The sequence below is a fragment of the Runella salmonicolor genome (assembly GCF_024158025.1).
Taxonomy (GTDB): Bacteria; Bacteroidota; Bacteroidia; order Cytophagales; family Spirosomataceae; genus Runella; species Runella salmonicolor.
Genome location: NZ_JAMZEL010000002.1, coordinates 247,877 through 261,234, shown reverse-complemented (window position 1 = coordinate 261,234; position 13,358 = coordinate 247,877). Strand labels below are relative to the sequence as shown.

Genomic DNA, 13,358 nt, shown 5'->3' with positions numbered 1-13,358 from the left:
CTATGCCAACTTATTTAGATTTTGAAAAACCGGTGGCTGACCTTGAATCAAAGCTTATAGAGCTCAAAAAATTGGCCGAAACGACACAAGTAGATGTCTCGGAAGCGGTAGCCCGACTCGAAGACAGCATCATACAACTGCGGCAAGATACCGCCCACAACCTTACTCGGTGGCAACGGGTGCAACTTTCGCGCCACCCCGACCGACCGTATACACTCGATTATATCGAGCTGATGTGTGAGGAATTCATTGAACTCCACGGCGACCGTACCGTCCGCGATGACCCTGCAATGGTGGGTGGATTCTGTAACATGGATGGTCAAACGGTGATGGTGATTGGTCAACAAAAAGGACGCAATACCAAGCAACGGCAGCAGCGTAACTTCGGAATGGCGAATCCAGAAGGATACCGCAAAGCCCTGCGACTCATGCTGTTGGCCCAAAAATTCAACAAGCCTATCGTAACGTTGATTGATACCCCAGGTGCTTTTCCAGGACTCGAAGCTGAGGAGCGCGGACAGGGTGAAGCCATTGCGCGTAACCTCAAAGAAATGTTTATGCTCAAAGTGCCCGTGGTATGCGTCGTCATTGGCGAAGGTGCATCGGGTGGTGCGCTGGGCATTGCCATCGGTGACCGGGTATTGATGCTCGAAAACACGTGGTACTCGGTCATTTCGCCCGAAAACTGCTCAACCATTCTTTGGCGTAGCTGGAATTTTAAAGAACAAGCCGCCGAAGCCATGAAGATAACAGCCAAAGACATGCAAATGGCCCGTTTGGTCGATGGCATTGTGGAAGAGCCGCTTGGCGGTGCGCATTTGGACCATAAAACGATGGCCGAAACGCTCAAAAAAACCATTTTAGGGCACATTAAAGAACTCCAGCAATTAACCCCCGAAGAACGCATCAACCAACGCATTGACAAGTTTTGTGCCATGGGCGTTTTCAGTGAGTAAGCAAATACGCTTTATGATCAAGAATATCATTTTCGATTTAGGGGACGTTATCATCAACATTGATGTGCCAAGGGCTGCAAGTTCATTTGCGCAGTTAAGCAATCAATCGTTGGATAACGTCCACTCACTTATCCAACAAAACGACGTTTTTAAGAAATTCGAAACGGGCAATTTAACCCCTCTCGCCTTTCGCAGTTTAGTCAGGGATTTGTTTCAAACCCCCGAATGGACTGACGCCGAAATTGATACGGCTTGGAACTCCCTGTTGCTTGATATACCCATTGAACGTATTCATAAGATTCAGGAACTTTCGCAAAAGGGCTACCGGCTATTCCTGTTGAGCAACACAAGCGCGATTCACATTGATGAAGTAAACACTATTTTGCATCGTACGGCCGAAATAGAACATTTGAGCCATTTGTTCGAAAAACTGTTTCTATCTTACGAAATGGGTATCATGAAACCCCATCATGACATCTACCGTCAAGTTTTAAGCAACGCGGGTATCGAAGCCAGCGAAACCCTTTTTCTGGACGACAACCTCGACAACATTCGCGCCGCGGCCGAATGCGGCATTCAAACCATCCACGTTCAAAAACCCACTTCCATCGTGGAATATCTGCGTGATTATTAATGCGTTGCCCCTTTCCCTTTTTAATAAAGCATTATGAAAAATCAACGCACTCTATTCCTGCAAATTTCCCTTTTCATTGTTACACTGGCAACGACCTCGTTGTCGGGCGCGGAATGGATGTTTGGGCGGCCGTTTGATTTACCTTTTTTCAAAATTGAAAATCCGCTTGGGTGGTCTGAATTCTGGCAAGGGTTTCGATTCTCTATTCCTTTTCTTGGTATTTTGACCGTGCACGAATTCGGGCATTATTTTGCGGCAAAACGCCACCATGTACGCGTCACTCTTCCCTATTATATCCCGCTCTGGCTTGGTTTTGGGCAAACCATTGGAACTTTGGGCGCATTTATTCGCATCAAAGAGTTTATTCGCTCCCGGGTAAAATACTTTGACATCGGCATTGCGGGCCCGTTGGCAGGTTTCGTGGTAGCGGTTGGGGTTTTATGGTATGGATTTGCCACCCTCCCAACGCTGGATTATATTTTCAAAATCCACCCCGAATACCAAAAATTTGGAATGGGTTTTGCCCGCGTGGTGTATGCCAATCAAAACATGACGGGCAATATCTTATTGGGCGACAACCTGTTGTTTTCATTCTTTAAAAACTACGTCGCCGACCCTACTCGTTTGCCTCCACCGCAAGAAATCATGCACTATCCGCTGATTCTGGCGGGATATTTGGCGTTGTTTTTCACTTCGCTCAACCTCATCCCAATTGGTCAATTAGACGGCGGGCACGTGTTGTACGGACTCATTGGCGGCAAAAATTTCAAAATTGTTGCGCCAATCCTTTTCTTTGTTTTTATCACGTATGCGGGTTTAGGTTCGTACCGCCCCGACGAATTTGCCATTGCCGATGACGGTGCTTTTTGGCAAAAAATCGGTTCATTGGGCCTGTACATTCTCTTTTTACAAATCTGTTTCAGTCGCATTACCGACGAAAACCCACTCACCAGCTGGATGTTGGCGTTGTTGTCGGTCGCCATTCAATTTGGTACTTCAATGCTCTTTCCCACTTGGGAAGGATATTCTGGATTTTTGGTTTTTGGGTTTTTATTGGGGCGTATTTTAGGCGTTCACCACCCTCCCACCGAAGATATTCTACCGTTAAATCGTACCCGTCAAATTTTAGGTTGGCTGACTTTACTTATCTTTGTGCTTTGTTTCAGTCCAAAGCCGTTTGTTATCATGTAAATTGGGGCTTAGCACAAAGCTTCCAATAGCTTAGGTCTATCGTCCAACGTCACATCAATGATTATTTCGCTCGCCCAACGCGCTACCCAAGCCCAAGAATATTATTTTTCAGTCAAACTCGCCGAAGTCCGTAAGCTCATCTCGGCGGGGCATGATGTTATTAATATGGGTATCGGGAACCCCGACCAATCGCCCTCCGAAGCCACCATCGAAGCCCTTCATCGTTCGGCTTTAGAAGCAGGCAGTCACGGGTATCAATCTTACAAAGGGATTCCAGCATTGCGCCAAGGCATTGCGCAGTGGTACCAAAGAATCTACGGTGTTACATTAGACCCCGAAACCGAGATTTTGCCATTGATTGGCTCCAAAGAAGGCATCACTCACATCAGCATGACGTTTTTAGACGCAGGCGATGAGGTCATGGTGCCCGAACTTGGCTATCCTGCCTACCGCGCCGTGAGTCAAATGGTGGGTGCCAAAGTCCTCGAATACCCACTGCTCGAAGACCAAGGCTGGCAGCCAGATTGGGAATTCATGCATTCGCTGGTAGGTCCACAAACCAAACTGCTTTGGCTCAACTACCCGCACATGCCAACGGGTGCCCCCGCCACCAGAGAATTGTTTGAAAATGCCGTAAGGTTTGCGCACCAACACAAAATATTGCTCTGTCACGACAACCCATATAGCCTGATTCTCAATCAGAAACCTCCCATTAGCCTTCTTTCCATTGAAGGCGCTAAAGAAGTGGCCATTGAGCTCAATTCCATGTCCAAATCACACAACATGGCGGGCTGGCGCGTGGGCTGGCTATCGGGCGCAAAAGCCTACATTGATGCAATATTAACCATCAAAAGCAACGTGGATTCGGGTATGTTTTTGGGAATTCAACAAGCCGCTGCCGCTGCCCTCCAAAATACCGACCAATGGCATCAGGCTCAAAACGAGGTCTACCGCAGTCGACTAGATGCCGCAAAAGCCTTTTTGGATGCCCTGAATTGTACCTATGACGAAAGCCAAGAAGGGATGTTTTTGTGGGCAAAACTACCCGAAACCATCGCTTCTGCCGAACAGTTAGTGGATGAGTTGTTATACCAAAAATACATTTTTATTGCACCGGGCTTTATTTTCGGTCCCAAAGGTCAACGCTATATACGCTTGTCGCTGTGCATGTCGGCCGAACGGATTTGGCAGGCTGTTCAGCGCCTTAAAGCATAACTACCTCCGTTTGTTGTCCTTTTTCAAACGGTAATTGTCGCATAATTCGTTCTTCTTCCAACGCGTTGAAGAACTCAAATAGGCGTAGCCAGCTTTCGGTGCTGTTGTCTAATCCGTTGCGGGCTCTAAATACTTCAAGTTGGTTACGCCAAAGGATTGTTTTCTGATGAAATGATTTTCTAAGAAACTCCTCCATCGTAGACTGATAAAGCCCATTGTGAACATAGTAACGAAAAGCATTGTGGTCCACTCTTTCTTCAGGAAAAAAGTTATAAAATTGCCGACCGCGATTGTTTTTGCTGTACTTAATACTTCTCAGTACTTCAAGCGGTCCATCAAAAACCACCTCGACAATCTCCTCCCGTTTACTATCGGGCAACACACTCGTTTTAAAACGTCGATTAAAATTTTGACGATTGTCCCAAAAAACAAACGACTCTACCTGAGAAGCATTAAACGCCTTTAGGGTACCGTTGGGCATTTTTAAGGATACCACCTCGACATCGGCTGCAAATATAATCTCTCCCTCCAAGTGCTCTCCAGTGGCCAATACGACCTGTCCTTTGTACCAAGGTTCTTTCAATTGGGCATGTGTAGACAATACCATCCACCCCAAGCCCAAGCTCAGTAGAAATTTTTTCATGTTACTAATAATAATGTGGTGTATAAAATAAAACTATTTCAAGAATAGCTATTGTTTAGCCTTTACAAAAGCAAAGAATAGCCGTATTTTATTCCAAATATATAAACATAATCAATATAAACAATAGGTATATAAATGATTTTCAATATATTATTTGTTTTAAATAACACATTCACCAAATAATGCAATTGTATTTTTTAAATACGCATTCTTTCCAAAAATTGTTGTCGATAAATAATGTTTATTCCTTCGCTCTGCCATAATTATTGATTTAATTTGTACAATGGCTATCAAAGCGGACACCAGCTTTGCTTTAACAGTAAGGTCAATATCTACTTTTGGAATTTTGGACTCGACTTTATGCGCTTTTTTCGCGCCTCTGCGTCGAAATCAATCGTTCAAAAAGGGACTGTCAAACAACTTATTTCTTTCAATGCCTTTTATTTTTTATTTACTTTGTGTTTAATTTTTCAAACCAATAATTTTTTAACAAAACCTACCTGCAAATGAGTACAATTCAATCGGTACATGCTCGGCAAATCCTTGATTCTCGCGGTAATCCCACTGTTGAAGTGGATGTTCGCACCGAAAATGGTTTCTTAGGCCGCGCGGCGGTTCCTTCAGGTGCTTCTACAGGCGTACACGAGGCTGTCGAACTCCGTGACGATGATAAAAGTGTATACCTTGGAAAAGGAGTTTTGAAAGCGGTTCAAAACGTCAACGAACTCATCTATCCCGAACTTTTGGGTCTTTCCATTTATGAGCAAAATCTGATTGACAAAATCATGATTGAGCTTGACGGCACGACCAACAAAGGCAAATTAGGTGCAAATGCCATTTTGGGGGTTTCTTTGGCAGTAGCCAAGGCAGCTGCCCAAGAAGCAGGCATGTCGCTTTTCCGTTACATTGGCGGTGTAAATGCAAATACACTTCCTGTACCGATGATGAACATCATGAACGGTGGTGCTCACGCTGACAATGCCATTGATTTTCAAGAATTTATGGTTATGCCCGCCAAAGCAGAAAGCTTTTCGCAGGCGTTGCGTATGGGAACCGAAGTATTCCACGCGCTCAAAGGCGTATTGAAATCAAAAGGATATTCAACCAACGTGGGAGATGAAGGTGGTTTTGCCCCCAATATCCAATCCAACGTAGAGGCCCTCGAAACCATTTTGATTGCCATCGAAAAAGCGGGTTACAAACCTGGTGAGGATATGTTTATCGCCATGGATGCTGCCGTTTCTGAACTATGGAACGAAGAAAAAGGACGCTACGTGTTCAAAAAATCAAGCAAAGAAGAGTTAACTTCTGCACAAATGGCTGATTTCTGGACGGATTGGGTCAACAAATACCCCATCATTTCAATCGAAGACGGTATGGCCGAAGACGATTGGGCAGGTTGGAAGTTACACACCGACGCCATCGGCAAAAGATGCCAACTGGTAGGTGATGACTTGTTTGTAACCAACGTAAAACGTTTGCAAATGGGTATTGAGCAGGGTGTGGCCAATGCGGTATTGGTAAAGGTTAACCAAATCGGTTCTTTGACCGAAACCATCGACACCGTCAACCTTGCCAAACGCAATAGCTACAAAAATATCATGTCGCACCGTTCGGGCGAAACCGAAGACAGCACCATTGCTGACTTGGCAGTTGCGCTCAACACTGGACAAATCAAAACGGGTTCTGCGTCACGTTCTGACCGGATGGCCAAATACAACCAATTGCTTCGTATCGAAGAAGAATTGGGCGAAACGGCTTATTTCCCGGGATTGAAATTTTAATTTTCAACATTGCAAAGGGTGAATTCCGCAAGGATTCACCCTTTCTTTCTTTTCCCCTTTGCAAAACATGAATTTTTTGTCCCGCTTCCGCTTTCTCAAAAACTTTTACCTCGCCAGCGCCGTAGGACTGTTGGTTTGGTTACTTTTTTTTGAAATGAACAGTATTCCCGAACAAATCAAAAATTGGTGGAAATTACAGAAGTTGGAAGACCAAAAAGAGTATTATGTAGAGCAAATTGAGTTATTGAAAAAAGAACAAGCCACTACGCTCGGCAATGATAAACTCATGGAAAAATATGCCCGGGAAAAGTACTTTATGAAAAAAGACAGCGAAGATGTGTTTGTGCTCGTAGATGAAAAAGGGGAACCTTTTGAGAAGTAACAAATAAGGAGTGAGAAAACCGTAGGAAACAGCAAGTAGCATTTACATTTTTCACTACTCTATACTCACTACTCTGTACTGACTCCTACCTCTTATGATTAATGTTTTATTTGTTTGCCTCGGCAACATCTGCCGTTCTCCGCTTGCCGAAGGTGTATTCAGAGCACTAGTGGCTCAACAGGGCCTTACCGAAAAAATCAAATGCGATTCGGCTGGTACCCACGGCTACCACATCGGGGCCCTCCCCGACCGCCGCGCTCGACGTGTAGCTGCCGACTACGGAATTCAGCTCACGCATACTGCCCGTAAGTTGTCCAGCGATGATTTTGCCAATTTTGACTACATCGTGGCCATGGATGAATCCAACCTCGAACATATCCAAACCCAAAGCTATCGTTCTACGGGTTTTTATCCCGAAGAAGGGCGCATTTTTACTTACCGCAATTTTGACCATCAGGCCGACGAAAGCGGCGTTCCTGACCCTTATTACGAAGACATTGCCGCGTTTGAAAATGTCTATCAAATCGTAACGCGCTGCGGAGAGCAATTTTTGGAGTACTTGATCAAAGAACATAAATTAGCCTAAAATTATAACCCACGACAATGAGTCAAAAAGTCATCTTAATCATCATGGACGGTTGGGGCATCGCTAAAAACGGTGAAGAAAACCGCTCAGCCGTCATCGCGGCAAATACGCCTTTTTACGACCGTATTCTGGAACAATACCCTCATAGTAAACTGGAAGCCAGTGGTTTAGCCGTAGGTTTACCAGATGGACAAATGGGAAACTCGGAAGTAGGACACACCAACCTCGGCGCAGGGCGCGTGGTATACCAAGATTTAGTAAAAATCAATTTGGCCGTAGAAACGGGCACCTTGGCCCAAGAGCCCACGTTGGTGGAAGCGTTTACGTATGCCAAAAACAGCGGCAAAAAAGTGCATTTTATCGGTCTGGTGTCTGATGGTGGGGTTCACTCACACATCAACCACCTGAAAGGCCTGTGTACCACCGCGCAAAATTTCGGGCTCAGCGATGTCTACGTTCATGCGTTTACCGATGGGCGTGATTGTGACCCCAAAAGCGGCCTCGGATTTTTGACCGATTTAGAACAACATTTGGCCAAAACAACGGGGCAAATCGCCAGCGTTACGGGTCGTTTTTACGCCATGGATCGCGATAAACGTTGGGAACGTGTGGCAAAAGCCTACAATGCCATGGTTAAAGGAGTCGGAACTGCACAATGTACCGCCGACCATGTTTTGACTTCCGTACAGGAAGCCTACGATGCGGGTGTCACCGACGAATTTATCGAGCCCATCGTGGTCGTAAAAGAAGATGGCTCACCCGTAGCAACCATCGACGAAGGCGATGTGGTGCTGTGTTTCAACTTCCGTACCGACCGCGGACGTGAAATTACGGAAATGTTGACCCAACAGGATTTTCCAGAGCAAGACACCCAAAAGTTGAACCTGTATTACCTGACATTAACCAATTACGACGACGCATTTGTGGGGGTAAAAGTCATTTATGACAAAGACAACTTAGAAAATACCCTCGGAGAGGTAGTATCAAAAGCGGGAAAAACGCAGATTCGCATTGCCGAAACTGAAAAATACCCGCACGTTACATTTTTCTTTTCAGGAGGCCGAGAGTTGCCTTTTGATGGTGAAAAAAGGCTTTTATGCCCGTCGCCGAAAGATGTAAAAACCTACGATTTAAAACCCGAAATGGCCGCGTTTGACATCCGTGACGCCATTATTCCCGAAATCGAAGCCGAAACGGCCGATTTTATTTGCCTTAACTTTGCCAACCCCGACATGGTGGGTCATACGGGCGTTTTTGAAGCAGTGGTCAAAGCCTGCGAAACCGTTGATCAATGCACCGAAGCCGTTGCTACGGCGGGAATGGCCCACGGATATACGTCAATCATCATTGCCGACCACGGAAACTCAGATTATATGCGCAATGACGACGGCACCCCCAACACCGCCCACAGTACCAATTTGGTTCCTTGCGTTTTTGTCGGGAATGAATACAAAGGCCAACCCAAAGATGGCAAACTCGCCGATATTGCCCCGACTATTTTGGCGTTGATGGAAGTTCCTCAACCTGCCGAAATGACGGGGGTGAGCTTATTGTAATTCCATCCCTAGTTTCGTTAGAACTTTTTACCTGCTTCTTGGGTTAATTCCAAGAAGCATTTTTTGTATGAAGCACCTCCTATTATTTATTTTCAGCTTATTATTATTCACCAGCTGCACCAATCCAACAGATACGGCGTCGGTTCAGAATTACTTTAACCTCAAAGGGTTTATTGAAAACCAAATCACCGAATTGAACAAACGTAAGCCTTTGGTAAACAAAGAAATGGCTTTGGGGGATAAAAACGAAAATAAGCAAACCAATGAAATTGACTGGCGGCAAGAATTGGAGTTGTTTACCCAAGCCGACCTTAATAAACAGGCCTACCAACTCAGCTATACCATTTCCCAACCTAGCTCGTCTACTTTCCTCTATACCTTAAAAAGTGGCGAGAAGCTTCCCGTAAAATCATTAAAAATTGTGTTAGATGAAGTTTCTAAACAGCCCAAGCTGGTTGAGGCTTTATTACAAGAAGAAAACAGGCTATACGACTCCGAAAAGAAGCTGCAATTAACCTGTACAATGCGGCCAGAGGGCGTTTGGCTCGTTAAAACCTACGAAATCAACGGATTTCAGCATTTAACCATCACCGATAAAAAAACTTTTTCGGTGAAAGGAACGATAAACTAGAAGATTGAGAGACTACTCTTCTTTCTTCATCCAAATCATTTTTTCGGGAATATCCTGTTCGATTTCTTTACGGACCCATTCTACAATTTCTTCCACGCTCATCGAATCGTCGAACTTAATCGGTGCTTTGAACCGTATGCTCAACGTCGTATTTCTTTTTTTAAAACGAAGTCCTTTTTTGTCAAACGCCCGGCGAAACCCATTGATAACCACGGGTACCACAATCGGTTGATTTTCCAACACCAAATGGCCCGTTCCTTTACGAATGGGCGCGTACGGGCTCGTCGTTCCCTGCGGGAAGCTCACCACCCACCCGTGGTCCAGCGCCTGTGAAACCTTATTGGCAGCCGATGTATCACGCTCCCGCTTTACGTTTTGTCCTTCAGCCCGCCACGAACGTTCGACGGTCAGAGCCCCTCCCAAGCCAAACAACTTAGGCACAATCCCTGCTTTCATGGTTTCGCTCGCCGCCACGTAATAACTCCGCGCCCGGGGCGCCAACAAATACAACGGTGGCACAATGGTACTCTTAAAACCCCATTTTACGCTTGAAAAAATGTGGTAAAACGAAATCACATCCGCAAAATAAGTTTGGTGATTGGACAAAAACAGTACCCCGTTTTCAGGCAGGTCTTCGAGATGTTCAATCCCTTCAATTTTGGTTTTATTCACGACCGTAAAACGCCAATACGTAAACCAGCCGATAACGGAAATCATTATTCGTTTGATAAACAGAGAATTACCGAAGGGGTCGCGTTCGAGAAGGCCTAGAAAATCAAGCCATGCGAGCCATTTAGGAAGATAACTAAACCGAGTAAGGGGTCGGTTGGAGGTCATAGAGTACGGGGTTGGAATACTATCAACTACGTAAAAGTAATAGAACCCCGTAAATTTGCAAGTAAAAGCCCGTTTTGAGTATCAATTGCCGTAGAATAATTTTCGAGAAGAACCGAAAATTATTCTACGGCAATGCTGCTACGCCAATTCAGCAATAGCATGTTTGACCAAAAAACGGTCAAGCAACTCATTAAAGCGCTCAGGATGTTCCATCATGGGCGCGTGGCAACATTTATCGATGAAGTATAATTCAGAATTGGAAATCAAGCGGTTGAATTCATGGCCGACGTGAGGCGGCGTAATGGTATCATTCAGTCCCCAAACCAATAAGGTTGGCGCCTCGATTTTGTGTAATTCCTTGGCGACATTGTTACGCTGCGCCGACTTGGCGATGCCAACAATGCTCATGCATTTAGGAATGCTTGACGTAGTTTCAAATACTTCGTCAATCAGCTCTTTGGTAGCCACTTTTGGGTCGTAGAAAGTATACGCAACGCGCTCAGAAATGTACTCATAACTGCCGCGCTTTGGATACGAGCCCCCCATACCATTTTCAAACAAACCTGAGCTACCCGTCAATACCAATCGTCTGACCTGCTCAGGATGCGTAAGTGTATACAGAATAGCAATATGCCCTCCCAACGAGTTTCCGATGAGGGTCATGTCTTTCAATTCCTGCGAAGCCACAAATCCTTCCGTAAAAGTCACCAATGCCTCCAGACCCGCTTCACGGGGACTCATTTCATAAATGGGGAGCATCGGAATAATGATGCGGTAATCTTTTTTGAAATAATTAATGACGCCGTCCCAGTTGCTCAATGCACCAAACAAACCATGCAGCAGCAACAGCACCTCTCCCTGCCCTTCATCTATGTAGCGATAGCCATTAGATTCTTTTACCAAGTAGCTCATAATCAAGGAATAAGTTTCAAAAATATGGGATAAATCAAAGGGGAAATTAAAGTTTTCTTTTGTTTTCCCGACGACTTACACACAAATATAGTTAATTTAAAATCAACCTTTTTATGATATTTTCGTTAAACAGGGAATAATACCACACTTTCTAAACGAAAGTCAAATTTTACAACTATTTGTGTATAAAGCTTTTAAAGCAAATATTCTATCTGTATGCAAACATACTAAAATTGTACTTTTTTTATTCCATAATCATAAAAAATATTTTTTACTACATAACTTACAGAAACATAGACTATTTAAGGCTTGATGTGCATACTACATACAGCAATTACCCCCGAAAGGGGTACACTAGGGGAATAAAAAAGTGGCGGTGAAAACACCGCCACTTCAAAATCGCAAAAAGAGATAATAAGTTATTTTGCCACCTCTTTGACATCAGGAAGCAGGTTTTTCTGTTTCAGAATACGTTCAAAAAGTCGAAGGTCATGTTCTGAATTAAAAACGGAGTGCGGAAAATGTAAAAACTGACCGCGCGCCATCATTAAAATATACGCATCTTTGGTTCTATAAGCGCTCTTAATTTGCTCCCACTGCATAATTCCGCCTTCTTTTGGGTTGGTTTTTACCAAAATTTGACGGCTATCAATCTCATACAAGTACTTATCAAACAACTGCTTATATTGCTCTAACTGCGTAACGCCCGTGAATTGTACCCACCAAAAACCTACGTACAACAACGCACCTAGGATAATGACAATGTAAGCCCAAATGTTTGGATAAACACCCGTAATCCCCAAGATAGCATTCACTAAAAGTAAGCCTAAAGGTACAAGCGTCCACATTTTTTGTTGCTCCCACAATTGACCCATTGCAATGTTGACGTACTTCTTTTTATCCAACGCAAATTTTTTGGTCTTCACCGCCAACGGTGAAGTAGGCATTTGATAGACAGGCTGATGTTTGTTTACCGGAACTTTTGCCATCGATGTTTTTTTGTTAACTGATTATTAAATTGTGGTCGCCGTACCAACGCTTCGCCGTTGTCACAGCTATTTGTCGTTTTTATTGCGAACTTTACTCCGTTGAAATGGATACCCTTCAAATTGATTTTATTTGAATCAACGCACAAAATTAGAAAATAAAATGAAACCCATTGTCTTTTTATTGTTTGCAACCATCACAACTATTCACGCCCAAACAGCCGCCGATTCGGTTGTCCTCTATAATGCAAAATGGGATATTCAGGAAATTGACCGAGGAATAAAATGGCGTAAAACCCATTTCAACGAAAAACAGCTTTTCAACGCCAATCAAAGCATTAATATTTTAGAAATACCCTTCAAAAGTCGAAAACATCGTTGGGCCATCGTTACCGCCGATTCATTAGACAAAAAGAACAAAGCCCAAGGCCAATTACGCCCCACGAGTACATTAGCCAAGGAAAACCAAGCCCTGCTTGCCATCAACGGCGGCTTTTTTGACGTAAAAAACGGTGGTTCGGTTGATTTTATAAAGGTGAACGGAAAGGTAGTGGATACCACCCGATTGGGCATTGGCAACCAAGCCGCTTTTCATGGGCAAGCCGCCATTGTCATCCACCACAATCGATTACGTATCATCAAAGGGGCATCTACTGTGGGTTGGGAATATACACTGCAGTACCAAAATGTGATGCTTGCAGGGCCTTTATTGCGGTTGAACGGCACCGATGAAGCACTCCCTAAGAATGCTTTTAACGACAATCGTCATCCCAGAAGCTGCGCCTGCATTACCGACAATAAAAAGGTATTACTGATTACGGTAGACGGTCGCTCGGCGGAATCGTACGGAATGAATTTGGCAGAGCTTACTTTTTTGGCCCGTCAACTCGGCTGCCGCGATGCCCTCAACCTCGACGGCGGCGGCTCCACTACTTTATGGATTGAGGGCAAAGGCGTCGTAAACTATCCCAGCGACAACAAAAAGTTTGACCACGAAGGCGAACGAGCCGTCAGTAATGCGTTGGTGGTGAAGCGGAAATGACCA

The 13,358-nt window shown here is 44.5% G+C and carries 14 protein-coding genes; 10 read left to right on the top strand and 4 right to left on the bottom strand.

The genetic code is table 11. The features are described from left to right. Window positions 1-2: 2 nt before the first annotated feature. The 4 genes from NCI00_RS06950 to NCI00_RS06935 are packed head-to-tail and all read left to right on the top strand — an operon-like array spanning window position 3 to window position 3,996. On the top strand, window positions 3-956 hold the full coding sequence (locus NCI00_RS06950) for an acetyl-CoA carboxylase carboxyltransferase subunit alpha (RefSeq protein ID WP_166557371.1): 954 nt from the start codon (window positions 3-5) through the stop codon (window positions 954-956). A gap of 13 nt (window positions 957-969) precedes the next feature. After that, a complete protein-coding gene (locus NCI00_RS06945) occupies window positions 970-1,590 on the top strand; it encodes an HAD family hydrolase (protein WP_253526251.1) in 621 nt (206 codons plus the stop codon). Window positions 1,591-1,623: 33 nt separating this feature from the next. Further along, a complete protein-coding gene (locus NCI00_RS06940) occupies window positions 1,624-2,781 on the top strand; it encodes a site-2 protease family protein (protein WP_166557369.1) in 1,158 nt (385 codons plus the stop codon). A 57-nt stretch (window positions 2,782-2,838) separates the two neighbouring features. Beyond that, window positions 2,839-3,996: a pyridoxal phosphate-dependent aminotransferase gene (locus tag NCI00_RS06935; RefSeq protein WP_253526250.1), complete on the top strand. Its 1,158-nt coding sequence runs from the start codon at window positions 2,839-2,841 to the stop codon at window positions 3,994-3,996. Here NCI00_RS06935 and NCI00_RS06930 read toward each other — a convergent pair. Beyond that, window positions 3,986-4,639 (bottom strand): hypothetical protein, encoded by a 654-nt coding sequence (locus NCI00_RS06930; protein ID WP_253526249.1) that lies wholly within the window; start codon window positions 4,637-4,639, stop codon window positions 3,986-3,988. The two genes, NCI00_RS06935 and NCI00_RS06930, sit on opposite strands and share 11 nt — an antisense overlap. Window positions 4,640-5,145: 506 nt before the next feature. Between NCI00_RS06930 and eno the strand changes: the two genes are divergently transcribed. The 5 genes from eno to NCI00_RS06905 all read left to right on the top strand — a co-directional run bounded on the left by eno (window position 5,146) and on the right by NCI00_RS06905 (window position 9,578). Then, entirely contained in the window at window positions 5,146-6,423 is a 1,278-nt protein-coding gene (eno, locus tag NCI00_RS06925) for a phosphopyruvate hydratase (RefSeq protein WP_114065697.1), read from the top strand. Between the two features lie 67 nt (window positions 6,424-6,490). After that, window positions 6,491-6,805 (top strand): FtsB family cell division protein, encoded by a 315-nt coding sequence (locus NCI00_RS06920; protein WP_166557366.1) that lies wholly within the window; start codon window positions 6,491-6,493, stop codon window positions 6,803-6,805. 94 nt (window positions 6,806-6,899) lie between these two features. Next, window positions 6,900-7,391, top strand: a complete 492-nt coding sequence (locus tag NCI00_RS06915) for a low molecular weight protein-tyrosine-phosphatase (RefSeq protein WP_253526248.1) — start codon at window positions 6,900-6,902, stop codon at window positions 7,389-7,391. Between the two features lie 17 nt (window positions 7,392-7,408). Next, window positions 7,409-8,947, top strand: a complete 1,539-nt coding sequence (gene gpmI / locus NCI00_RS06910) for a 2,3-bisphosphoglycerate-independent phosphoglycerate mutase (protein ID WP_253526247.1) — start codon at window positions 7,409-7,411, stop codon at window positions 8,945-8,947. Between the two features lie 67 nt (window positions 8,948-9,014). Beyond that, the gene (locus NCI00_RS06905) at window positions 9,015-9,578 is read left to right on the top strand and encodes a hypothetical protein (protein ID WP_253526245.1); all 564 of its coding nucleotides are present in this window, start codon (window positions 9,015-9,017) and stop codon (window positions 9,576-9,578) included. Between the two features lie 12 nt (window positions 9,579-9,590). On the opposite strand, the gene NCI00_RS06900 is transcribed toward NCI00_RS06905, so the two are convergent. The 3 genes from NCI00_RS06900 to NCI00_RS06890 all read right to left on the bottom strand — a co-directional run bounded on the left by NCI00_RS06900 (window position 9,591) and on the right by NCI00_RS06890 (window position 12,316). Beyond that, the gene (locus NCI00_RS06900) at window positions 9,591-10,415 is read right to left on the bottom strand and encodes a lysophospholipid acyltransferase family protein (RefSeq protein ID WP_114065702.1); all 825 of its coding nucleotides are present in this window, start codon (window positions 10,413-10,415) and stop codon (window positions 9,591-9,593) included. A 138-nt stretch (window positions 10,416-10,553) separates the two neighbouring features. Beyond that, the gene (locus NCI00_RS06895) at window positions 10,554-11,327 is read right to left on the bottom strand and encodes an alpha/beta fold hydrolase (RefSeq protein ID WP_166557362.1); all 774 of its coding nucleotides are present in this window, start codon (window positions 11,325-11,327) and stop codon (window positions 10,554-10,556) included. 419 nt (window positions 11,328-11,746) lie between these two features. Next, window positions 11,747-12,316: a YcxB family protein gene (locus tag NCI00_RS06890; RefSeq protein ID WP_199563288.1), complete on the bottom strand. Its 570-nt coding sequence runs from the start codon at window positions 12,314-12,316 to the stop codon at window positions 11,747-11,749. Window positions 12,317-12,476: 160 nt separating this feature from the next. On the opposite strand from NCI00_RS06890, the gene NCI00_RS06885 reads away from it, so the two are divergent. Continuing rightward, window positions 12,477-13,355, top strand: a complete 879-nt coding sequence (locus NCI00_RS06885; RefSeq protein ID WP_253526244.1) for a phosphodiester glycosidase family protein — start codon at window positions 12,477-12,479, stop codon at window positions 13,353-13,355. Window positions 13,356-13,358: the final 3 nt, after the last annotated feature.

Coding starts and splice junctions, on each gene's coding strand:
- NCI00_RS06920 (WP_166557366.1), top strand. CDS start 6,491: ATGAATTTTTTGTCCCGCTTCCGCTTTCTCAAAAACTTTTACCTCGCC.
- NCI00_RS06945 (WP_253526251.1), top strand. CDS start 970: ATGATCAAGAATATCATTTTCGATTTAGGGGACGTTATCATCAACATT.
- NCI00_RS06900 (WP_114065702.1), bottom strand. CDS start 10,415: ATGACCTCCAACCGACCCCTTACTCGGTTTAGTTATCTTCCTAAATGG.
- NCI00_RS06915 (WP_253526248.1), top strand. CDS start 6,900: ATGATTAATGTTTTATTTGTTTGCCTCGGCAACATCTGCCGTTCTCCG.
- NCI00_RS06950 (WP_166557371.1), top strand. CDS start 3: ATGCCAACTTATTTAGATTTTGAAAAACCGGTGGCTGACCTTGAATCA.
- NCI00_RS06885 (WP_253526244.1), top strand. CDS start 12,477: ATGAAACCCATTGTCTTTTTATTGTTTGCAACCATCACAACTATTCAC.
- gpmI (WP_253526247.1), top strand. CDS start 7,409: ATGAGTCAAAAAGTCATCTTAATCATCATGGACGGTTGGGGCATCGCT.
- eno (WP_114065697.1), top strand. CDS start 5,146: ATGAGTACAATTCAATCGGTACATGCTCGGCAAATCCTTGATTCTCGC.
- NCI00_RS06895 (WP_166557362.1), bottom strand. CDS start 11,327: ATGAGCTACTTGGTAAAAGAATCTAATGGCTATCGCTACATAGATGAA.
- NCI00_RS06940 (WP_166557369.1), top strand. CDS start 1,624: ATGAAAAATCAACGCACTCTATTCCTGCAAATTTCCCTTTTCATTGTT.
- NCI00_RS06935 (WP_253526250.1), top strand. CDS start 2,839: ATGATTATTTCGCTCGCCCAACGCGCTACCCAAGCCCAAGAATATTAT.
- NCI00_RS06890 (WP_199563288.1), bottom strand. CDS start 12,316: ATGGCAAAAGTTCCGGTAAACAAACATCAGCCTGTCTATCAAATGCCT.
- NCI00_RS06930 (WP_253526249.1), bottom strand. CDS start 4,639: ATGAAAAAATTTCTACTGAGCTTGGGCTTGGGGTGGATGGTATTGTCT.
- NCI00_RS06905 (WP_253526245.1), top strand. CDS start 9,015: ATGAAGCACCTCCTATTATTTATTTTCAGCTTATTATTATTCACCAGC.